This window comes from Rhizobacter sp. AJA081-3 (assembly GCF_017795745.1).
GTDB lineage: Bacteria > Pseudomonadota > Gammaproteobacteria > Burkholderiales > Burkholderiaceae_C > Piscinibacter.
The window spans coordinates 4047066-4068238 of the sequence record NZ_CP059067.1; the positions used below are offsets into that span (position 1 = coordinate 4047066).

The 21173-nt window shown below is 71.3% G+C and carries 19 protein-coding genes; 5 read left to right on the forward strand and 14 right to left on the reverse strand.

What is annotated here, in order from left to right:
• Positions 1 to 7 precede the first annotated feature (7 nt).
• The 5 genes from HZ992_RS19100 to HZ992_RS19120 form a co-directional block, all read right to left on the reverse strand.
• Complete coding sequence (locus tag HZ992_RS19100; RefSeq protein ID WP_209383403.1) at positions 8 to 940, reverse strand: tyrosine-type recombinase/integrase; 933 nt, start codon at positions 938 to 940, stop codon at positions 8 to 10.
• Positions 940 to 1617, reverse strand: a complete 678-nt coding sequence (locus HZ992_RS19105) for a DUF484 family protein (RefSeq protein WP_209383404.1) — start codon at positions 1615 to 1617, stop codon at positions 940 to 942. Before HZ992_RS19105 ends, HZ992_RS19100 begins: the two co-directional genes overlap by 1 nt.
• A gap of 13 nt (positions 1618 to 1630) precedes the next feature.
• Positions 1631 to 2485: a diaminopimelate epimerase gene (gene dapF / locus HZ992_RS19110; protein ID WP_209383405.1), complete on the reverse strand. Its 855-nt coding sequence runs from the start codon at positions 2483 to 2485 to the stop codon at positions 1631 to 1633.
• A 362-nt stretch (positions 2486 to 2847) separates the two neighbouring features.
• Positions 2848 to 3723 carry an LpxL/LpxP family acyltransferase gene (locus tag HZ992_RS19115; RefSeq protein ID WP_209383406.1) on the reverse strand — a complete coding sequence of 292 codons (876 nt, stop codon included), beginning with the start codon at positions 3721 to 3723 and terminating at the stop codon, positions 2848 to 2850.
• Positions 3724 to 3743: 20 nt separating this feature from the next.
• Positions 3744 to 4604, reverse strand: coding sequence for a lysophospholipid acyltransferase family protein (locus HZ992_RS19120; protein ID WP_209383407.1), 861 nt, complete (start codon positions 4602 to 4604; stop codon positions 3744 to 3746).
• 132 nt (positions 4605 to 4736) lie between these two features.
• On the opposite strand from HZ992_RS19120, the gene metK reads away from it, so the two are divergent.
• Positions 4737 to 5918, forward strand: a complete 1182-nt coding sequence (gene metK / locus HZ992_RS19125) for a methionine adenosyltransferase (protein WP_209383408.1) — start codon at positions 4737 to 4739, stop codon at positions 5916 to 5918.
• Positions 5919 to 5991: 73 nt separating this feature from the next.
• Here metK and HZ992_RS19130 read toward each other — a convergent pair whose 3' ends face one another.
• The gene (locus HZ992_RS19130) at positions 5992 to 7245 is read right to left on the reverse strand and encodes a hypothetical protein (RefSeq protein ID WP_209383409.1); all 1254 of its coding nucleotides are present in this window, start codon (positions 7243 to 7245) and stop codon (positions 5992 to 5994) included.
• Positions 7246 to 7350: 105 nt separating this feature from the next.
• Positions 7351 to 10626, reverse strand: coding sequence for an ATP-binding protein (locus HZ992_RS19135; RefSeq protein WP_209383410.1), 3276 nt, complete (start codon positions 10624 to 10626; stop codon positions 7351 to 7353).
• A gap of 125 nt (positions 10627 to 10751) precedes the next feature.
• Between HZ992_RS19135 and HZ992_RS19140 the strand changes: the two genes are divergently transcribed.
• Positions 10752 to 11831, forward strand: a complete 1080-nt coding sequence (locus HZ992_RS19140; RefSeq protein WP_209383411.1) for a DNA glycosylase AlkZ-like family protein — start codon at positions 10752 to 10754, stop codon at positions 11829 to 11831.
• A gap of 16 nt (positions 11832 to 11847) precedes the next feature.
• On the opposite strand, the gene HZ992_RS19145 is transcribed toward HZ992_RS19140, so the two are convergent.
• Positions 11848 to 13014: a YbfB/YjiJ family MFS transporter gene (locus HZ992_RS19145; protein ID WP_209383412.1), complete on the reverse strand. Its 1167-nt coding sequence runs from the start codon at positions 13012 to 13014 to the stop codon at positions 11848 to 11850.
• Positions 13011 to 13820: an HAD-IIB family hydrolase gene (locus HZ992_RS19150; RefSeq protein ID WP_209383413.1), complete on the reverse strand. Its 810-nt coding sequence runs from the start codon at positions 13818 to 13820 to the stop codon at positions 13011 to 13013. The genes HZ992_RS19145 and HZ992_RS19150 overlap by 4 nt, the downstream gene beginning before the upstream one ends.
• Before the next feature lie 42 nt (positions 13821 to 13862).
• On the opposite strand from HZ992_RS19150, the gene HZ992_RS19155 reads away from it, so the two are divergent.
• Both HZ992_RS19155 and HZ992_RS19160 read left to right on the forward strand, forming a co-directional pair.
• Positions 13863 to 14570: a haloacid dehalogenase type II gene (locus HZ992_RS19155; RefSeq protein WP_209383414.1), complete on the forward strand. Its 708-nt coding sequence runs from the start codon at positions 13863 to 13865 to the stop codon at positions 14568 to 14570.
• The gene (locus HZ992_RS19160) at positions 14567 to 15664 is read left to right on the forward strand and encodes an enolase C-terminal domain-like protein (protein ID WP_209383415.1); all 1098 of its coding nucleotides are present in this window, start codon (positions 14567 to 14569) and stop codon (positions 15662 to 15664) included. The genes HZ992_RS19155 and HZ992_RS19160 overlap by 4 nt, the downstream gene beginning before the upstream one ends.
• A gap of 15 nt (positions 15665 to 15679) precedes the next feature.
• Here HZ992_RS19160 and HZ992_RS19165 read toward each other — a convergent pair whose 3' ends face one another.
• The 5 genes from HZ992_RS19165 to HZ992_RS19185 are packed head-to-tail and all read right to left on the reverse strand — an operon-like array spanning position 15680 to position 19973.
• Positions 15680 to 16432, reverse strand: coding sequence for an SDR family NAD(P)-dependent oxidoreductase (locus HZ992_RS19165; protein WP_209383416.1), 753 nt, complete (start codon positions 16430 to 16432; stop codon positions 15680 to 15682).
• A complete protein-coding gene (gene denD / locus HZ992_RS19170; protein WP_209383417.1) occupies positions 16429 to 17436 on the reverse strand; it encodes a D-erythronate dehydrogenase in 1008 nt (335 codons plus the stop codon). Before denD ends, HZ992_RS19165 begins: the two co-directional genes overlap by 4 nt.
• A gap of 4 nt (positions 17437 to 17440) precedes the next feature.
• On the reverse strand, positions 17441 to 18226 hold the full coding sequence (gene otnI, locus HZ992_RS19175) for a 2-oxo-tetronate isomerase (protein ID WP_209383418.1): 786 nt from the start codon (positions 18224 to 18226) through the stop codon (positions 17441 to 17443).
• A gap of 29 nt (positions 18227 to 18255) precedes the next feature.
• Positions 18256 to 19173: an L-threonate dehydrogenase gene (gene ltnD, locus HZ992_RS19180; RefSeq protein WP_371816754.1), complete on the reverse strand. Its 918-nt coding sequence runs from the start codon at positions 19171 to 19173 to the stop codon at positions 18256 to 18258.
• A gap of 5 nt (positions 19174 to 19178) precedes the next feature.
• The gene (locus HZ992_RS19185; RefSeq protein ID WP_209383419.1) at positions 19179 to 19973 is read right to left on the reverse strand and encodes a FadR/GntR family transcriptional regulator; all 795 of its coding nucleotides are present in this window, start codon (positions 19971 to 19973) and stop codon (positions 19179 to 19181) included.
• Positions 19974 to 20035: 62 nt separating this feature from the next.
• Here HZ992_RS19185 and HZ992_RS19190 point away from each other — a divergent pair, with 62 nt between their 5' ends.
• Entirely contained in the window at positions 20036 to 21109 is a 1074-nt protein-coding gene (locus HZ992_RS19190; protein ID WP_209383420.1) for an ABC transporter ATP-binding protein, read from the forward strand.
• Positions 21110 to 21173: the final 64 nt, after the last annotated feature.

Genomic DNA, 21173 nt, shown 5'->3' on the forward strand with positions numbered 1-21173 from the left:
GTGACTTCTACTTCCTCTTCGCGCGCGGATGGGCGGCGTCGTACACCTTCGAGAGGTGGCCGAAATCGAGCCGCGTGTAGACCTGGGTGGTGGTGATGTTGGCGTGGCCCAGCAGCTCCTGCACGGCGCGCAGGTCGCCGCTGGACTGCAGCAGGTGCGAGGCGAAGGAGTGGCGCAGCATGTGCGGGTGCACGTGGGTCGGCACGCCGGCCTGGATGGCGCGCTGCTTCAGGCGCGAGCGCAGCTGGCTGGGCGTGAGCCGCGTGCCGCGGTTGCTGACGAACAGCGCCGGCTCGCCGGGGTCGGCGAGCTGTTCGCGCACCGCGAGCCAGCCCTGCAGCGCCTTCAGGGCCGACGCCCCCACCGGCACGCTGCGCCGCTTGCTGCCCTTGCCGAGCACGTGCGCGGTGGTGTCGCTGGCATCGATCCAGCCGGCCGCCTTGGCGCTCGCGCCGACGTCCAGCCCGATCAGCTCGCCCACGCGCAGCCCGCAGCCATAGAGCAGCTCGATGATGCAATGGTCGCGCGCGTCGAGCAGCGGGTTGCCGGCCTCGGGGTGGTGGTCGGCCAGCGCCATGGCCTGGTCGACCGGCAGCGCCTTGGGCAGCGGCTTGCCGACCTTGGGTGCGCGCACGCCGTCGACCGGGTTGAGCGGCACGAGCCCGTCGCGGCCGAGCCAGCGGTACAGGCCGCGCCAGGCCGACAGCACGATGGCAATGCTGCGCGAGGCCAGGCCCCGCGAGTGCATCTGCGCGGCCCAGCGCCGAGCATGGTGCACCTGCACTTCGCGCAGCGCGACCGGATGCGTGTCGGTGAACTCGCGCAGGCGCTCGAAGGCCTCGCCGTACATCGCCAGCGTGCGCGGCGCGAGGCGCCGCTCCACTTCGAGATGGACGAGGTGACGCCGGATGTCGTCGTCGCGAACCGGCGTGTCGGCCATCAGCGGACGGGCAGCAGCCGCGACAGCGCCGCGCTCGACAGCTCGCCGATGCGCTGCAGGAACTCGGTGCCCATGTCGGCGGTGTAGCGCGTCGGGTCGGGCGAGGCGAGCACGAGCATGCCGAAGGCCTCGACCGTGGCGCCGTGGCGGAGCGGGATCATCGCCAGCGACAGCGCCGAGGCGGCGTCGTCCAGCCACTGCGCGGCCTCGAAGCCGCTGTTCACGCCGCAGTAGGGCAGCGTCAGGCTGCTGGCGAGACTCTTCACATCGGCGCTGACGGCCATCGCGAAGGGCAGCGTGGCGAAGGCATCGGCAGCTCCCCAGACACGGATGCCGGCCTGCGGGATCATGAACTGGTGCATCAGCTCGCGCGTCAGCACCTCGGGCAGCTCGCCGGGGTTGGCAGTGAGCATCAGCGCGCGCGTCCAGCGGTGCAGCTTGTCGGCGATGGCCACGTTCTCCTGGCCGTGGCGGATCATCTCGATGATCTTGCCTTCGAGGCCGCGGTTCTTGTCGCGCAGCATCTCCATCTGCCGCTCCTGCAGCGAGACGGCGCGCTGGCCGTGCGGGCTGGTCAGCTGCACGGCGCTGAGCAGCTCGGCGTGGCGCTCGAAGAAGCCCGGCGTGTTGGCCAGGTAGTTGGCGATGTCCTGCTCGGTGATGCCCTGGATGCTCACGGTTGGCCCTTCGTCATAGTTCGATCTCGCCTTCGAAAACCGTCACGGCCGGCCCGGTCATGAACACATGGCTCGCGCCGCCGGCCCACTCGATCGTGAGCTGCCCGCCGCGCGTGTCGACGTCGACCTTCGCATCGAGCAGCCCGAGCCGGATGCCCGCCACCACCGCCGCGCAGGCGCCGGTGCCGCAGGCCAGCGTCTCGCCGGCGCCGCGCTCGTGCACGCGCAGCTTGATGTGGCTGCGCGACAGCATCTGAACGAAGCCGGCGTTGACGTGGCGCGGGAAGCGCGCATGCGTCTCGATCATCGGGCCCTGGGTGCCGACGGCTGCACCGTCGACGTCGTGCACGAACTGCACCGCGTGCGGGTTGCCCATCGACAGCACGGCCACGTCGACTGCGTAGTCGCCCAGGTCGAGCGGCCACAGCGCGAAGCCGTTCTGTTCGCGCGGCACCAGGCCGGCGGTTTCGAAGGGGACGCGTTCGGGGTCGAACACCGGCGCATTCATGTCGACCGTCACGCGGCCGTCGGGCTGCGCGCGCAGTTCGAGCAGCGTGTTCATCGTCTCGACGCGCACGGTGTTCTTGTCGGTGAGATGTTTGTCCTGCACGAAGCGCACGAAGCAGCGCGCGCCGTTGCCGCACTGTTCCACCTCGTCGCCGCTGCTGCCGTTGAAGATGCGGTAGCGGAAGTCCACCCCCGGCGTGGCGCTCTTCTCGACGACAAGGATCTGGTCGGCACCCACGCCGAAGCGTCGGTCGCCCAGGCGGCGGTACTGCTCGGGGGTGATCGCGAGCGGGCCGCGCGTGGCGTCGAGCACGACGAAGTCGTTGCCCGCGCCCTGCATCTTGGTGAAGTGGAGTTTCATCCTGGGAGGGATTATCGGCGCGACTGCGGGGCAGCCCGCCGGTCTCGCCCGGCCGGCGAGATCCTTTCTTCTGCTGGCCCAGAAGAAAGGACCCAAAGAAGAGGGCCTGAACACGATCTGGCCGCTGCCGCTGGCTAGAGGGTTCGGCTGTTGAAGGCCCAGGTGAACGAACCAATGGCTCGTCCAACACGCGCTCGGTGGTGCAAGCCTGCAGATCGGGCCACAGGCCGCCTCTGGTCTGCTGCCAGCACAACGGATCGAATCGTGTTCCAGGCCCTTTGCTTTGGTGACTTTCATTTGGGCCAGCAAATGAAAGTTACCGCCGGCCGGGCGCGACCGGCGGGCTGCCGCACGCAGGAACGTCAGTACAACGAAGCCTCCCCAGCAGGCCGCGTCTTGAACCGCTTGTGCACCCACAGGTACTGCGCCGGATTGCGACGGATCTCGTCCTCGATCCACCGATTCATCCGTGCCGTATCGGCCAGCGCATCGTCCGTAGGGAAGTCGGCCCACGGCGGCATGAATCGCACCCGGTACCCCCGCCCGCCCGGCAGCATCTCCGCCAGCACCGGCTGCACGACCATGCCCAGCGCGCGCGCCATGCGCGAAGGCGCGAGCAAGGTGGCTGCCGGCACGCCGAAGAAGGGCACAAACGCCGCATCGCGTTCGCCGAAATCCATGTCGGGCAGATTGAAGAAGCCGGTGCCCTGGCGGATCTCGCGGATCAGCGGCTTGGCCGAATCGCTGCGCGGGAAGATCACCGCGTTGCCCAGGCGCAGCCGGCCGCGGCGCATCACGGCGTCCATCACCGCGTTGGTCTGCTGCTGGTAGATCGACGCGCCCTTCTTCTTCTGGAACAGCAGCACCGAGGCGCCCGCCACGTCGAGCGCCATGAAGTGCGGCACCAGCCACATCACCGGGCGCTCGCTGCGCTCGGCCAGGTCGACCTCGCCCTCCACATGGATCAGGCGCATCAGCCGCTCGCGCGGCGCCCACCACAGCAGGCCGCGCTCGACGATGCTGCGACCGAGCCAGCCGAAGTGATCGCGCGCCAGGCGCTCGCGCTCGGCCGGCGTCTTCTCGGGGAAACACAGCTCCAGGTTGCGCAAGGCGATGCGCCGGCGCGACTTCGCCAGCCGGTACAGCAGCCCGCCGAGGCCGCGGCCGAACGCCGCCTGCGCCCCCAACGGCAGCCAGTGCAGCACCCACAACAGCGCCAGCAGGAGGCGAGCGGCCAAAGGACGTTTCCCCGAAGTTCTCAGTCGGCCGCGCCGGCGCGGGGCGCCTTGTAGCGGTGGTAGCCCCACAGGTACTGCTGCGGGCACTGGCGGATCAGCGATTCCATCGCGCGGTTGATGACGGCCGCCGATTCTGCCTGCGCCGACGCATCGGCCGGCAGCGGCTCGGGCATCGGCGAGATGCGCACGGTGTAGCCGCGGCCGCCACGCAGGCGCTCGCCCCAGATGAGCAGCGGCAGCGCGCCGGTCTGCTGCGCCAGCCGTGCGGCCAGCGTCATCGTGTAGGCGTTGCGGCCGAAGAACGGCGCCCATTCGCCCATGCCCTCGGGCGGCACCTGATCGGGCAGCAGGCCCACCGTCTCGCCGCGGCGCAGCGCGCGGATCATCTGCCGCACGCCGGCCAGCGAGGCCGGCGCGGTGGCCAGCCCCGGGCGGGCGCGCGAGCCTTCGATCACCTCGCGCAGCCAGGGCTGGCGCGCGGGCCGGTAGAGCACCGTGATCGGGCCGTACTGCGCCGCGAAATGTTCGGCATACGCCTGCGCGCAGATCTCGAAGCAGCCCAGGTGCGGCGTGAGCAGCAGCAGGCCGCGGCCCTGCGCATGCGCAGCCTCGACGAACTCGCCGCCTTCGATGCGCACGAAGCCCGACAACGGCGTCGATTCGGGCCGCAGCCACAGAAAGGGCAGCTCGGCGATCATGCGGCCCGCCTCGGCAATGGCCGCGCGGGCGGCCGGTGCCGAAATGCCCGCCTGGGCGACGTGATCCCGGAAGCGCCGCCGGTAAGTCGGCGACAAGACGTAACCCAGCCAGCCCACCCCCGCACCCAGGGTGTGAAGAAAGCCCAGCGAACGGCGTGACAACCAGCGGAACAGTCGAATCATCTTCCTATAATTGGCACGTCGCCGAGTTATGAACTACTTGCGGGGCGACTCACAAAATCCGCTAAAGCGTTCGCCGCTCCTCCAAACCATCCAGGCCGGCAACGCAGTGTGCAACCTGACTGGAGTTTAAGAGTGTCGAACGATTTCCTTTTCACATCCGAATCCGTCTCTGAAGGCCACCCCGACAAGGTCGCCGACCAGATCTCGGACGCCATTCTCGATGCGATCTTCAAGCAGGACCCGCGCTCGCGCGTGGCCGCCGAAACGCTGACCAACACCGGCCTCGTGGTGCTGGCCGGCGAGATCACCACCAACGCGCATGTCGACTACATCCAGGTCGCGCGCGACACCATCAAGCGCATCGGCTACGACAACACCGAGTACGGCATCGACTACAAGGGCTGCGCGGTGCTGGTGGCCTACGACAAGCAGAGCAATGACATCGCTCAAGGCGTGGACCACGCCAGCGACGACCACCTGAACACCGGCGCCGGCGACCAGGGCCTGATGTTCGGCTACGCCTGCGACGAGACGCCCGAGCTGATGCCCGCGCCGATCTACTACGCGCACCGCCTCGTCGAGCGCCAGGCGCAACTGCGCAAGGACGGCCGCCTGCCCTTCCTGCGTCCTGACGCGAAGAGCCAGGTGACGATGCGTTATGTCGACGGCAAGCCGCACAGCATCGACACCGTGGTGCTGAGCACGCAGCACGCGCCCGAGTACAGCCTGGGCCACAAGATGACCGACGCCTTCTACGAGGCGGTGCGCGAAGAGATCATCAAGCCGGTGCTGCCGAAGGCCTTTCTGACCAAGGACACCAAGTACCTGATCAACCCGACCGGCCGCTTCGTCATCGGCGGCCCGCAGGGCGACTGCGGCCTGACCGGCCGCAAGATCATCGTCGACACCTACGGCGGGGCCTGCCCGCACGGCGGCGGCGCGTTCTCGGGCAAGGACCCGTCCAAGGTCGACCGTTCGGCCGCCTACGCCGCGCGCTACGTCGCCAAGAACGTGGTGGCCGCCGGCCTGGCCAAGCAATGCCAGGTGCAGGTGGCCTACGCCATTGGCGTGGCCAAGCCGATGAACGTGACCGTCTACACCGAGGGCACCGGCGTCATCAGCGACGACAAGATCGCCATGCTGGTCAACCAGCATTTCGACCTGCGCCCGAAGGGCATCATCCAGATGCTCGATCTGCTGCGCCCGATCTACGAAAAGACGGCCGCCTACGGCCACTTCGGCCGCGAGGAGCCGGAGTTCACCTGGGAGCGCACCGACAAGGCTGCCGCGCTCAAGGCTGCCGCGGGCCTGTGATCACGGGCGGCACGCGCCGCCACCGAAGTCAGCGACGGGCGACGAAAGTCGCCCGTCGTCGTTTGCGCCCGCCTCAGCGCCCCAGGATCCCCTTCAGCAGATCCAGCGGCTTGGGCATCTTGTCTTCCTTCTTCTCTTCCGCCTCGGGCTTGGGCGCCGGCTCTTCGCCAGCCTTGCGCGAAGGCGGGCGCTCCATCGACGGCATGCCCAGAATCACCGTGGCCACCGACTTGACGCGCAGCTTGGCCGCCCACACCGGCTCCCACACGGCCTTCGGGTCGGCCGGCCGTGGCGGGTGCGCGAGGTTCAGTTCGTTGCCGTAGGCGATGGCGCGCAGCATGCCGCCCTGCCCCGGGAACACGCCCTTGGGCACGGTGCAGTGGGTGGTGGCCGGCGCGAGCAGCACCTTCTCCTTCAGCCAGCGGTCGACGGCGGAATTGGTCTGGTAGTCGATCAGTCCGAAGCCGGCTTCGGGCACTTCGCTCGAGGTCCAGATCACCATCTCGTCCTGCTTGGCGGCGCCCATGCCGGCGATGAAGTAGGCGCGCGCGGTGGGCAGTGCGGCCCAGGCCAGGTCGGTGGCGCCGCCCTGGTCGGCCTGCTGCACCTGCAGCGCAGGCATCAGGTCCTGCGCGGCCTGGATCTGGAAGCGAAAGCCCTCGGGCACGCCGCTGCCGGTGAACGTGTGCTCGCCGACCAGCGAGGCGTTGTCGGGCACCATGCGCTCGTCGGCCGGGGTCGGCCACACCGGGCGGCCCACCGCGCTGTGCGCGCCGCGCTGCGTGGCGCGCCGCGAGACGAAGAACTTCGCCATGTCGGCCGCCGAAGCGGTGGCCATGTCGAGCACCTTGGGCTGGCCGGGGCGCACCGTGGCGCCGCAGCCCCAGTAGAGCAGCAGCTTGCCCTTCGGGCGCTCGTAGTCCTGCTCGACCACCTTGTCGTCGTCGTCGCGCGGCGCGGGCGTGCGCACCTCCTTCGGTGACTGCAGCTTGAGCGCCGGGCTCAAGAAGCCCGCCGGCACGGCCTGCTGGGCTTCGGAGAGCGACGGGTTCGCGCGCGTCATCAGCGTGACGTCGACCCAGCGGCCGGCGGCGCCGGTCTGCGTCTGGCCGAAGCTGTTCTTCGCGCCGGCGCCGCCGCCGAACAAGCCGCCGAGCGCGCTCATCGGGTTCATGCCGCCGGCGCCCATGCCGGGCATGCCCATGCCGCTGTAGGTGGCCACGTCGATCCAGGCCTGGGCCTGGGGTGGCTTGACGTTCGAGGTCTGCGCCGTCGCGGCGAAGGTGCTGGCGACGAGCAGGACGGCGATGGCGGGCTGGGCGTTCATGGCGGACTCCACGGGTGAAGAGTGCAAGGGATTTTCTCGCCATCCTCTCGCAGCAGGACGATCTGCATCAGTCCTTGCTCGTGGGATGGAAGGATTCGGAAGGCATCACGCGCCGTGGCGGCCGGCCAGCGCCAGCAGCTCGCGGTTGACCGCGTTGCGATCGAGGAAGCTGGCGCGAAACTCATCGGGGACGTGCGACGCGTGCAGTTCCATCACCCAGGCCCGCCCCTCGGCCAGCTCCGCGCGGGCCTGCGTCTGGTCGCCGAGCGCCAGGTGCACGCGCGCCGCGACCCACCACATTTCGCCGAGGTAGAAGCTCTCCGGCTGGTGCGTGGCGGCCAGCGCCAGCGCAGCCTGCGCATGCGGCAGCGCACGCTGCCAGGCGCCCTGTGCCGCCGCACAGCCGGCGGCCCTCACGTGCGCCGACATCGCCAGCCCGAAGCGCTCGTGCACGCCGGCCCAGGTGGCCAGGCCGGAGGCCAGCGCCTCGCCCTCGTCGGGCGCGACGATGTGCGAGGCGAACAGCGTGGCGATGCGGTGGTACACGTCGTCGGGGTTCGGGATCATCGCCAGCGCCGCGCGCATTGGCGTCAGCGCATCGCCGCCGAGCTGATGGGCCAGTTCGGCGCGCAGCACCTGCTGGAACATCGCGATGCCCGGCGGGATGCCGGCGCGATCGTGCGCGAGCAGGCGCTGCACGCGGGCCGGCTGGCCGAGGTGAAGAAAGAGCACCGCCAGGCGCTGCTCGGTCATCGTGATGTCGGTCGCGGAGCCCTGCGCGAGCAGGCCCTCCAGCGCCTCCTCGAGCAGCGGCAGCGCTTCGGCGTAGTGGCCGATGTCGCGCAGCCGGTGGGCATGCGGCGTCTGCATCTGCAGCAGGCGCACGCGGCCCACCTCGCCGGTGGACAAGGCGATCTGGCGCGCCTGCAGCGACATCTCGCAGGCCTCGCGCACCCGCCCGAGCTTGGCCTGGCCGGCCGCACCGTTGGACAGCGAGCGCCACAGCAGGTCGGGCCGGCCGGCCGCTCGCGCGAGCGACTGGCAGCTCTGCCAGCCGCGGATCGACTCGCGCAGCCGGCCGGCGTAGTCCAGCGCGAGCGACAGCGCCTCCCAGAACTCCCACTGTTGCTCGGTCGTGCCATGCGCCTCGACCCAGGCCGTGTAGGGCTCCAGCACGCTCACGCCTTCGAGCGTGCGGCGTGCGTCGCCGAGCGCGCCCGACCAGGCAATCGCGAAGCGCAGCTCGAGCGCCGGCTCGCCTTGCGCCCGTGCCGCCGCGACGGCCTGCGGCGCCAGCCGCAGCGCCTCGTCGATCTCGAAGCGCGTGATGGCCAGCTCGAGCCGCACGCCCAGCGCCTGCAGCCTTTGAGCCTCGCTGCGGGCCGCCGCGTCGAGCTCGGCCACGGCCGCCTGGGCCTGGTCGCCGAGGTCGTTGCTGGCCAGCACGCTCGCCCGCTGAAGCAGTGCCGCGAAGCGCGCATCGCCGTCGCCGGCGCGCTCGAAGCACCCGGCCGCCTGCGCCAGCAGCTGCGTGTGCTCGACCGAGCGCCCGGCATCGCGCGAGCGCCGCGCCGCGTCGAGGAAGGCGCGCGCGGCGTCGGCCCAGCGCTCGGCGTGGCCCCAGTGGGCCGCGAGCCGGGCGGGTTCGCCGCCGCGCGCCTGCAGGAATGCGGCGATCTCGGCATGCAGCTGGCGCGCCACGGGCCGCGGCACCGACGCGAGCGCGGCCTCGTAGATCAGGTCGTGCGCGAAGGCGCCGTCGCGCAGCACCTGCGCCGCCTCCAGCTCGGCCCAGGGGTCGGCCAGGTCGAGCGTGCGCAAGCCCAGCACGCTCGAGGCCAGCTCGATGGAGAAGTCGGGCGCGGCCACCGCCGCGCAGCGGGCGAGCTGCACTGCAGGCACCGAGAGCTGCCCGATGCGGCGCTCGATCAGCGCGCTGACGTCGAGCGCCGCGGGCAGCCGCGCAGGCAGCCCGCCCACGCCCTGGGTCAGCCAGGCCTTCACCGTCTCGAGCAGGTAGAGCGGGTTGCCGCCGGTGTGGCGCAGCAGCGCGGCGGCGCAGTCGGGCCCGCTCAAGGTGTCGATGCCCAGCGAGTCGACCAGTTCCGCCACCTGCTCGAGGCCGAGCGGCTGCAGGGTCAGCCGCAGCGTTTGCGGTTGCGACAGCAGCGCTTCCAGCCAGGCGCGGCCGGAGCTGCCCACCTCGGCGGCGCGCGCGGCCACCACCCAGCGGCAGTGCGTGGCCCCGGCCACGTACTGCAGCAGCTCGATGCTGGCGGGGTCGGCGAAGTGCAGGTCGTCGATCACGCAGCCTTCGAGCCCGAGTTCGTCGCTCTCCAGCACCGCGGCCACGCCATTGAAGAAGCGCGTGCGCTGCGCCTCGTCGCGCAGCGGAGCGGCCACGCCGAATTCGGGCAGCAGCTGGGCGAGTGCCTGCTGAAGCGTGCCGTCCAGGCGCCTCAGCGCATCGCGCGGCAACTGGCGCAGCAGGCGCGAGAAGCTGGCGTAGACGACTCGGTCGTCACCGGGCCGTGCGCTGCCGACGAGCACGCGCCCGCGCTCGGCGGCGAAGTCCGACGCCAGCCGTGTCTTGCCCATGCCGGCATCGCCGCTGAGCACGGCGCAGTGGCCACGATCCCAGGCATCGTGCAGGGCCTGCCGCTCGCGCTCGCGGCCGATCAGGCGGGGTGGGCGAAGCACGGACGCAGGCACCCGCGAGGCCGCCACCGGCCCGGCCGCCGGCACGGCCTGTTCGATCGTCGCCAGCAGGGCCAGCGTCTCGGCGCCCGGGTGCGTGCCGACTTCGTCCTTGAGCAGCCGTTCGCAGCGGTCGAACGCCAGCAGCGCGGCCGCGCGTTCACCGGCCAGGTAGTGCAGCCGCATGACACGGCGATGTGCGTCTTCCGAGAGCGGGTCGAGCGCCAGCAGCTCCTGGGCATGCGACAAGGCATCGGCATAGTCTCGCGATGCTTCGGCACCCGCAGACAACTCGGCGAGCGCGTCGCGCAGGCGGGCTCGCCGCCGCTCGCCCTGCTGCTCCAGCCACTGGGCGAGCTCACCGCGGAACTCGTCGGCCGCGCCGGCGAGCACGCTGTCGGCATCGGCCAGGTCGTGCACCACGCCCTGCGCCAGCGCGAGGGTGGCGTTGCCGCTGACCAGGGCCTGGCCGAGCAGGCGCTTGAGCTGGAACAGCCGCTGGCGCAAGGCGTTGCGCGCGGCCTCGGCATCGCTGTCGGGCCACAGCAGCGCGGCCAGCCGCGTGCGCGCGGTCGGGCCTTCGAGCGCCAGCCAGGCGAGCAAGGCAGCGTCGCGCGGCGCGAGCGGCACCGTGGCCCCGTCGAGGCCGGTGACATGCGGGCTGGTGGCGAGGTGGAGTTGCAAGGGGGCTCGGCGACGTTCGACGGATTGTCCTGTGGCGCGGCAGCGCAGCGCACCCCCGGGTTGTACGCAGGTTCGCGTTATGCCGCCGTTAGACCGGGGGCCGGCCTGCACCACAATGCCGGCGCATGAGCCTGACGCTGGACGACCTGCGCCGCCACGCCCTGGCGCGCAGCCTCTTCACCCCGACCACGCTGCCCCGCGCCATCGCGAAGCTCGGCTTCGTGCAGGCCGACCCGATCCGTGCGCCGGCGCGGGCACAGGACCTCACGCTGCGCCACCGCGTCGCCGGCTACCGCGCCGGCGACCTGGAGCGCCGCTACGCGCGGCTGCCGATCGAGGAAGACTTCTTCGTCAACTACGGCTTCCTGCCGCGCGACACGCACCACCTGATGCACCCTCGAACGCCGCGCACCGTGTGGACGAAGCCGCGCTGGAAGCAGGCGCAGGCGGTGCTCGAGTTCGTGCGCGAGCGCGGCGTGGTGCACCCGCGCGAGGTCGATGCCGAGTTCGCGCACGGCAAGACGATCAACTGGTTCGGCGGCTCCTCGAACGCGAGCACGCAATTGCTCGACGGCATGCACTACCGCGGCCTGCTGCGCATCGCCCGGCGCGAGGGCGGCGTGCGCCTGTATGCCGCGCGCGAGGCCACGCCGCCACCGGCCGACCCGCGCGCGGCGCACGACGCACTGGTCGACGTGGTCGTCGCCAAGTACGCGCCGCTGCCCGCCGCCACGCTGGGCCAGCTGGTCAGCCACCTGTGCGGCGGCGGCACGCCGCAATGGCGAGGCGAACGCGCTGCGGCACTGGCGCGCGCGAAGCGCCGCCTCGCGCACGCGAAGGTCGACGGCATCGACTGGTACTGGCCCGCCGGCGAACGGCAGCGCTCCGGCGACGCAGCGGAGCGCGTGCGCCTGCTCGCGCCCTTCGACCCCGTCGTGTGGGACCGCCGCCGCTTCGAGCTCTTCTGGGGCTGGGCCTACCGCTTCGAGGCCTACACGCCAGCGCCCAGACGCAAGCTCGGCTACTACGCGCTGCCGCTGCTGTGGCGCGACCAGGTGATCGGCTGGGGCAACCTGAGCCTGGCCGAGGGCCGGCTGCAAGCGGAGTTCGGCTACGTCGCCGGGCGCGCGCCACGCGAGGCGGCCTTCCGCCGCGAACTCGAGGCCGAGCTGGCGCGACTGAACGGCTTTCTGGGCCTGGCCTGAGACTCGCTGCCGCCGCTCAGTGCGCCGGCGCGTTCGGTAGCGCGCGTTGGCGTGAGGCCAGCACCGCACCGAGCGCCAGCACGCCGGCCGACAGCGCCAGCCCGCGCACCAGGCCGCCGGGGCCGTCGGCCACCCAGCCGACGAGCACCGGGCCGACGATCTGGCCGCCCGCGAAGACGATGGTGAAGGCCGCGATGCCCGCGGGCCACGCCGCCGGCGGCAGGTTGTGGCGCACCAGCACCGTGGTCGACGCCACCACCGACAGGAACACCGCGCCGAACAGCGCGCCCGAGGCGAACACCGCTACCGGATGCGCGCTGAGCACCGGCAACAGCGTCGCCACGGCGAGCAGCGCATCGAGCACGGCCAGCGGCTGGCCGCCGCGAAAGCGCTGCAACAGCGGCGCCCACAGCCACGACGAGGCGATCACGCCGGCACCGAGCAGCACGTAGAAGGCGACGATCACCGCGCTGCCCACGCCCTGCTCGCGCAGCAGCGTGACGATGAAGGTCATGTAGCCGATGTAGCCCAGGCCGAACATCAGGTAGCCGAGCAGGCCGAAGGCGAAGTCGCGCGCGCGGAAGCCTTCGCCGCGCGCCGGCGCGGCGGCCGGCGCGGCCGCCAGCGAGCGTGTGCCATGCGCCATCACCGCGTTGGCGAGCAGCGCCATCACGGCCAGTGCCACCCAGGCGCCAGGCCAGCTCAGCGGCGGCACGATCAGCGCCGAGGCGATGATGCCCAGCCCGGTGCCGCCGTAGTACAGGCCGAGCACCAGCGCCGGCTTCGCCCCCGGTGTCTGGCCGAGCCGCGCCGCGAGCAGGCCACCGGTGGCGAAGGTCGCGGCACTGCAGACGCCTGCCAGGCCACGCAACGCATACAGCCACGTGTCGCTGCGCACCAGGCCGTGCGCGGCGAGCACGAGCGCGGTGCCGAAGCCGCCGGCCAGCAGCAACGTGCGCGCATCGAAACGCGCCAGCGCGCGCGGCAGCAGCAAGGCACCGACCAGGTAGCCGGCCGCGTTGACGGTGTTCATCGCGCCGGCGGTGAAGTAGCTCCAGCCGAGATCGGCGCGCATCGGCGGCAGCAGCAGCGCATAGGAGAAGCGCGCCAGCCCGAGCGAGATGGCCGCGCCGAGCGCCAGCGCCGCGGCGGTGATGAAGGTGTCGCGCGCCTTGTCGCTCATCGGACTGCGCAGCGCGCGGCCAGCAGGCGCTCGGTCAACTCGGCAAAGCCGCGGCCGCGCTCGGCCTGCGTGATCCACGCCGGCCACACCGTGAGCTGCTCGGCGAAGCGCATCAGGTTGGCCACGCCCACGCTGAGCGGGTAGTGCTCGAACATCAGCTGGTCGTTGGTCGAGTCGCCCACGTAGACCCAGCGCCCGCGTTCGGCCTCGACCTCGCGGCCGAGCAGGCGCTGCACGATCCACTGCGCGCCGCTGCGCTTGTCGTGGGAGCCGAACCAGCCGTTCACGTGGATGGAACTGACGGTCGCGTTCATGCCCTGCTCGCGCATGATCGCAACGACTGCATCGATGCGCCCGGCGCTCAGGTGGACGAATTCGCTGTGATCGATGGCGATGTCGGTGACGCGCCCGGCGCTGTCGCGCGCCAGCGTGGCGCCCGGCACCTCGCGAAGCACGCGCTGCGCGGCCGCGGCCAGGCGCTGCGCGTTGTGCGCCCGCGTGCCCTCGTCCTGGGCGTACTCGGTGCGCAGGTGGCCGCCTTCCATGAACAGCGCCACCGCGCCGTTCTCGGCGACGATGGCGTCGATCGGCCAGTCGCGCGCGAAGGGCTCGCTCCAGCCCATCGGCCTGCCGGTGATGGCGATCACCGGCAGGCCGGCCGCGCGCAGATCGGCCAGCGCCTGCAGCGCCTCGGGCTCGATGGCGCCCTCGTGCGTGAGCGTGTCGTCGATGTCGGTGAGCACCCCGGCCACCGGGCGCAGCGCGGCATCGGGGCAGTCGGCGAGCGGGCGTGAAAACGCGGGCATGGCCGCAAGTCTCGCACGGCCCTGCGGCGCTATGCTTCGGCCATGGACGAAGTGAAGGTGCTGCTCTTCGACGTGTTCGGCACGCTGGTCGACTGGCACGGCTCGATCGCCCGCGAGGTGCACGGCCAGCTCGCCGCGCGCGGCTTCGCGGTCGACGGCGCGGCCTTCGCCAACGCGTGGCGCGAGCAGTACCAGCCGGCGATGGAAGAAGTGCGCAGCGGCCGCCTGCCCTTCTCCAAGCTCGATGTACTGCACCGGCGCAACCTCGACGTGGTCCTGAAGGCCTTCGGCCTCGATCACGTCGACGAAGCGGCGCGGCAACAACTGAACTTCGCCTGGCATCGCCTCGATGCCTGGCCCGACGTCACGCCCGGCCTGGCGCGGCTGCGCCTGAAGTACCGCCTGGCGCCCTGCTCCAACGGCAACATCTCGCTGATGGCCGACCTGGCGCGCCGCAACGACTGGCACTGGGACGCCATCACCGGCGCCGAGCTGGCGCGCGACTACAAGCCCAAGGCCGTCGTCTACCAATGCGCGGCCGACGCCTTCGACTGCGCGCCGGGCGAGGCGATGATGGTCGCCGCGCATTCGTCCGACCTCGCCGCGGCGGCCGCCGCCGGCTTGCGCACCGCCTTCATCGCGCGGCCCGACGAACACGGCCCAGGCATCGGCGAGACGTCGGCCAGCGTGCCGGTGGACGTGTCGGCGAACGGACTGATGGCGCTGGCCGACCTGCTGGGCTGCCGATGAACCAGCCTCCTCGCCTCACCATCGCCGGCCTGCGCGTGCGCGGCGTGCACCTGCCGATGCAGCTGCCGCTGGTCACCGGCGGTGGCACGGTGGGCATCGCGCCGCTGGCGCTGATCGACCTGCTCACCGACGAGGGTGTCACCGGCTCGACCTACCTGTTCTGCTACACGCCACTGGTGCTGGGGCCAGTCGTGCGGATGCTGGAGAACCTGCTGCCGCTGATCCGCGGCGATACGGTGGCGCCGCTGGACCTCGACCGCAAGCTGCAGCGGCAGTTCCGCCTGCTCGGCGCCAAGGGGCCGGTGGCGATGGCGCTGGCCGGCCTCGACATGGCGGCCTGGGATGCGCTGGCGCGCGCACAGGGCGTGCCACTCGTGCGCCTGCTCGGCAGCGCGCCGCGGCCCGTTCCCGCCTACAACAGCAACGGCCTGGGCCTCATCGGGCCCGAGCGCGCGGCCGTCGAGGCGCTGAAGCTCACTGCCCCCGGCTTCCAGGCCATCAAGGTGAGGCTCGGTTATGCGGATGCCCAGGCCGATGCCGCGGTGGTGCGCGCCGTGCGCGGCGCGGTGGGTGACGGCGTGACGCTGATGTCCGACTACAACCAGGGCCTCTCGGTGGCCGAGGCCGTGCACCGGCTCGACGTGCTGGCCGACTCGGGCCTGGCCTGGATCGAGGAGCCCACAGGCGCCGACGACCACGCCGGCCATGCGCAGATCCGCAGCCGCACGCGGCTGCGTATCCAGATGGGCGAGAACTGGTGGGGGCCGCACGACATGGCCCGCTGCGTGGCGCTCGGCGCCAGCGATCTGGGCATGCCCGACGCCATGAAGATCGGCGGCGTGACCGGCTGGATGCGCGCCGCGGCCATCGCCGATGCGGCCGCGCTGCCGATCTCCAGCCACCTGTTCCCCGAGGTCAGCGCGCACCTGCTGGCTGCCTCGCCGACGTGCCACTGGCTGGAGTACGTGGACTGGGCCGAGCCGGTGCTGCGCGAGCCGCTGAAGATCGAGAACGGCCAGGCCGTGCTGACCGAGGCCGCCGGCAGCGGCATCGACTGGGACGAGGCCGCTGTCGAGCGCTACCGGGTGGCGTGAGGCGCGGGGCCTGCGTCAGTAGGTCGCGCGCCCGCCGGAGATGTCGAACACCGCACCGGTGCTGAACGAGCAATCCTCCGACGACAGCCAGCCGATCAGCGCGGCGATCTCGCCCACCTGCACGAAGCGGCCCATCGGGATCTTGCCGAGCATGAAGTCGATGTGCTGCTGCGACATCTGGTCGAAGATCGCCGTCTTCGCTGCCGCCGGCGACACCGCGTTGACGAGGATGCCCTGCGTGGCCAGTTCCTTGGAGAGCGACTTGGTCAGTGCGATCAGCCCGGCCTTCGATGCACTGTAGTGCGAGGCGTTCGGGTTGCCTTCCTTGCCCGCCACCGAGGCCACGTTGACGATGCGGCCGTAGCCGCGCTGCAGCATCTGCGGCACCACGGCGCGGCACACGAGGTAGGGCGCGACGAGGTTCACCTCGATCACGCGGCGCCACATCACCGGGTCGAGCTCCCAGGTGGTGGCGTTGCCGCCGGTGATGCCGGCGTTGTTGACGAGGATGTCGATGCGGCCCTGCGTGCGCATCACCGCGCCGGCGGCGGCGAGCACCGCGTCGGCGTCGGTCAGTTCGACCAGCGCCGTGTCGACCGTGCCGAGCGCCGACAGCGACTCGCGTGCCGCAGCCAGCGCCTTGGCGTCGATGTCCCACAGCACCACGGTGGCGCCGGAGAGCAGCATGCGTTCGGCGGTGGCGTAACCGATGCCTTGCGCACCGCCGGTGATGACGGCGACGCGGCCGTTGAGGTCGAGCTGGTTCATCGCGCGAGCCCTTTCAGTGCCTCGGCCGCGTTCGGGCCGGTCTCGCAGTCGGCGATGTACTGGCGCACGATGTCGGCGAACGAGGTGTCGGGCTTCAGGCCCAGCGCCGCGGCGCGGCCGGCGGTGGCGCCGGTGGGCCAGTTGGCCACGATGCCGGCGATGCGCTCGTCGCGCTCGAAGCGCACGCGTGCGCGCACCGCCTTGCCGGCCACCTGCTCGAGCGCCTCGAGCATCTCGCTGACCTTCACGTTCAGCGCCGGCAGGTTCATCGCCGTGCGGCCGTTGAAGGCCTCGCGGCTGGCTTCGTAGACGGCGATCAGCGCGTCCACCGTGCGCCCCGGCGACGACACCGGATGCGACACCTCGGGCGACACCGGGCACACCGACTCCACGCCGGCCAGCGGCTCGCGGATGATGCCGCTGAAGAAGGACGAGGCCGCGCCGTTGGGCTTGCCCGGGCGCACCGTCACCGTCATCAGCCGCGCGCTGCGGCCGTCGATGTAGCCCTTGCGCGTGTAGTCGGCCACCAGGTGCTCGCAGACCAGCTTGTGCGTGCCGTAGGAGGTCTGCGGCGCGGGCAGCGTGGTGTCGGTGACGATGGGCGGCAGCGGCACGGCCGGGTCCGGCCCGAACACCGCCACCGAGCTGCTGAAGACCAGGCGCGGGGCCTTGCCCGCGTGGCGAAAGCCGTCGAGCAGCGCGCGCGTGGTGTCGAGGTTGCTGCGCAGGCCGAGGTCGAAGTCGGACTCGCATTCGCCCGACACCGCCGAGGCGAGGTGGAACACGCCGTCGAAGCCTTCGTCGGCCAGCGCCGCGGCCTGCGACAGCAGCGCGCCGGTGCGGGCGCTGACGCGCGCATCGGCCATCAGGTCGGCCGGCGGCGCGAACTGGTCGGCGAGCACGACATGGTCGATCTTCGCGCCGGCCAGCGTGCCGCGGGCGAGCAGCGTGCGCGCCAGGCGCGCGCCGACGAAGCCGGCGCCGCCGGTGATGAGCAGTTTCATCGCTTTATCGATCCTTCTTGTAGGGTTGGAACCAGGCGAGCCCGGCCGAGGTGGCGGCGCGTGGCCGGTATTCGGCGCCGATCACGCCGGTGTAGCCCAGCGAATCGATCAGCGCGAAGAGATAGGGGTAGTTCAGCTCGCCGAGGTCGGGCTCGTGCCGCTCGGGCACGCCGGCGATCTGCAGGTGGCCGACGTGGCCGGTGGGCAGGTACTGCCTGATCTTCATCGCCAGATCGCCCTCGACGACCTGGCAGTGGTACAGGTCCATCTGCACCTTCAGGTTCGGCGCGTCGGCGACGTGCACGATCTCGTGCGCGTGGTCCTGCCGGTTCAGGAAGAAGCCGGGGATGTCGCGCGTGTTGATCGGCTCGATGAGGAAGTCGATGCCGCGGTCCTGCTCGGCCGCCCAGGCGAGGTTCTCGACATAGGTGTCGCGCAGCGAGGCACGGTCATGCCCCTTGGGCAGCAACCCGGCCATCAGGTGCACGCGCGGGCAGCGCAGCGCATGGGCGTACTCGATGGCCTTCAGCACGCCAGTTCGGAACTCCTCCCCGCGCCCGGGCAGGCAGGCCAGGCCGCGCTCGCCGGCGGCCCAGTCGCCGGGCGGCGCGTTGAACAGGGCCTGCTGCAGGCCGTGGTCGGACAGGCGCCTGGCGATCTCGGCCGCCGGGAACTCGTAGGGGAACAGGTACTCGACCGCATCGAAGCCATCGGCCCGGGCCGCGGCGAAGCGGTCGAGGAAGGCGTGCTCGCCATACATCATCGACAGGTTGGCGGCGAAGCGCGGCATGTCTCGTCCCCCTTCTCTCTTGGCTCTCGTCAGGCCTTGGCCGGCAGCTCGAGGCCGGCGAGCTCGGCGTAGAACTTGACCACCGCCGCATCGTCCTCGTTGCCATGGCCGGCCGCGGCCGTGGCCAGGTAGAGCTGGTGCGCCGCCGCGGCCAGCGGCAGCGGGAAGGCCAGCTTGCGCGCCGCATCGAGCACGATGCCCAGGTCCTTGACGAAGATGTTCACACTGGACAGCGGCGTGTAGTCGCCGTCGAGGATGTGCGGCACGCGGTTCTGGAACATCCAGCTCATGCCGGCCGAGTTGCAGATCACCTCGTAGAGCTGCGTCGGGTCGGCACCGGCGCGCATGCCCAGCGCCATCGCCTCGCAGGCGGTGGCGATGTGCACGCCGGCCAGGTGCTGGTTGACCATCTTCACCGTCGAGCCCACGCCCGCCTTGTCGCCCAGGCGGTAGACCTTGCCGGCGATCGCGTCGAGCGCCGCGCCAGCGGCCGCGAAGGCTTCGGGCTTGCCGGAAGCCATCACCGTCATCTGGCCGTCCGCGGCCTTCTTCGCACCGCCGGACACCGGGCCGTCGATCAGGTGGATACCGTGTTCTGCGAGACGCACTTCCCACTGCGGCGGCAGCGCCGGGTCGACCGTGGCCGAGGCGATCACCACCGCGCCGCGGCGCAGCAGCGTGTCCAGCCCGGGCTCGCCGTTGGCGCCGAACAGCACCGCCTCGGTCTGCGCCGCGTTGACCACCAGCACCTGCACCACGTCGCAGCGCGCGGCGAGATCGGCGAGCGACGCGGCAAGCTGCCCACCGGCCGCGGAGAAGCGCGTGCGCGCCGCCTCGGTCATGTCCAGGCCCCAGGTGGCCACGCCACGCTTCATCGCCGACACGGCCGCGCCGTAGCCCATCGAGCCCAGGCCGACGACGCCGAGCACCGCTGCAGGCGCGCTCACGGCGCTCACTTCGACACCCCGCGCGGCGCCGTGCGCTTGGTGGCGCGCTGGCGCACGATCACGCCGCCGAGCTCGAGCCGGCGCTCGCCGTGCTGGATGTGCTGCGTGGCGCAGCGCCGCGCCGCGGCGGCATCGTGGCGCGAGATCGCATCGACGATCAGGCGATGCTCGTTGCGCACCTGTTCCATGAAGTCCTTCCTGCGGGCCTCGTTGCCCCGGGTGATGCGCATGCCCTCGCGCAGGTACTGCTCGAAGAAGCCGAGCAGCAGGCTGAACTGCGGGTTGCCGGTGGCCTCGCCGATGGCGCGGTGGAAGGCGAGGTCCTCGTCGACACCGTCGCGGCCGTCGGCCTCGGCGGCATCGATCGCGGCCAGCGCCCGCTTGATGGTGGCGATCTGCGCGCGCGTGGCGCGCTGCGCGGCCATGGCGGCGATCTCGCCCTCGAGCACGCGGCGCACCTCGACCACGTGCACCACCGCATCGACCGAATCCAGCACCGTGGGGTCGAAGGCCAGCGGCTGGTTGACCGCCGGCTCGGCCACGTACACGCCCGATCCCTGGCGCGACAGCAGCAGGCCGCGCGACTTGAGCTGGTGCACCGCCTCGCGCACGACGGTGCGCGACACGCCGTGCGACACCGCGATCTGCTGCTCGCTGGGCAACCGGTCGCCGGGCCGCAGCGTGCCGCCCTCGAGCTGCGCCGAGAGCAGCGCGGCGAGCCGGTCCGACAGACGCTCGGCGACAAGGCGGCCGCCGCCTGGCACCGTGGAAGCACTGACCGGGACGGGACCGATTGACATGGTCATCAGGTTATCATACAACTTTGCCCAGGTTCAACAGCACAGACCCAAGGGCAACAGGCATGGCCAACGTGACCATCCAGGCGGCGAAGAAGCGCTTCGGCGACGTCGAGATACTTCATGGCGTGGACATCTCGATCCCCGACGGCTCGTTCACCGTGCTGGTCGGCCCGTCGGGCTGCGGCAAGTCCACCCTGCTGCGCATGATCGCCGGCCTCGAGCACATCAGCGGCGGCGACATCCTGATCGGCGACAAGCGCGTCAACGACGTGCCGCCCAAGCAGCGCGACATCGCGATGGTGTTCCAGAACTACGCGCTGTACCCGCACATGACGGTGCGCGACAACATGGCCTTCTCGCTGATGCTGGCCAAGCGCGACCAGGCCACCATCGACCAGAAGGTCGGCCGCGCGGCCGAGATCCTCGGCCTCGCGCAACTGCTCGACCGGTTCCCGCGCCAGCTCTCCGGCGGCCAGCGCCAGCGCGTGGCGATGGGCCGCGCGATCGTGCGCGACCCGCAGGTGTTCCTCTACGACGAGCCGCTGTCCAACCTCGACGCCAAGCTGCGCGTGGCCATGCGCACCGAGCTGAAGGAACTGCACCAGCGCCTGAAGACCACCTCGATCTACGTCACGCACGACCAGATCGAGGCCATGACCATGGGCGACCAGATCGTCGTGATGAAGGACGGCCGCATCGAGCAGTCCGGCGCGCCGCTGGACCTGTACGACCACCCGGCCAACCTGTTCGTGGCCGGCTTCATCGGTTCGCCGGCGATGAACTTCCTGCCCGGCACGTTGCGCCGCGCGGGCAGCACCGCCCGCGTCGAACTGGCCGACGGAACACAGGTCGAGGCACCCGCCAACGCTGCCGGCGTCGACGGCCAGCCGGTCATCTACGGCACACGGCCCGAGCACCTGGAGCTCGATGCCTCCGGCGGCATCCCGACGCAGGTGGTGACGGTGGAACCCACCGGCGCCGACACCTTCGTCGCCTGTCGCCACCACGGCACCGAGATGGCCGTGGTCTTCCACGACCGCCACGATTTCGCGCCGGGCAGCACCATCCACCTGCGGCCCGACCTGCAGCGCGCCCACCTGTTCGATGCCGGCAGCGGCAAGCGCCTGGCCGCCTGACCCGACCCCCATTCACACCCAGGTGCCCACGACGCACCGCAACCGAAGAGCAAGGAGACTCACG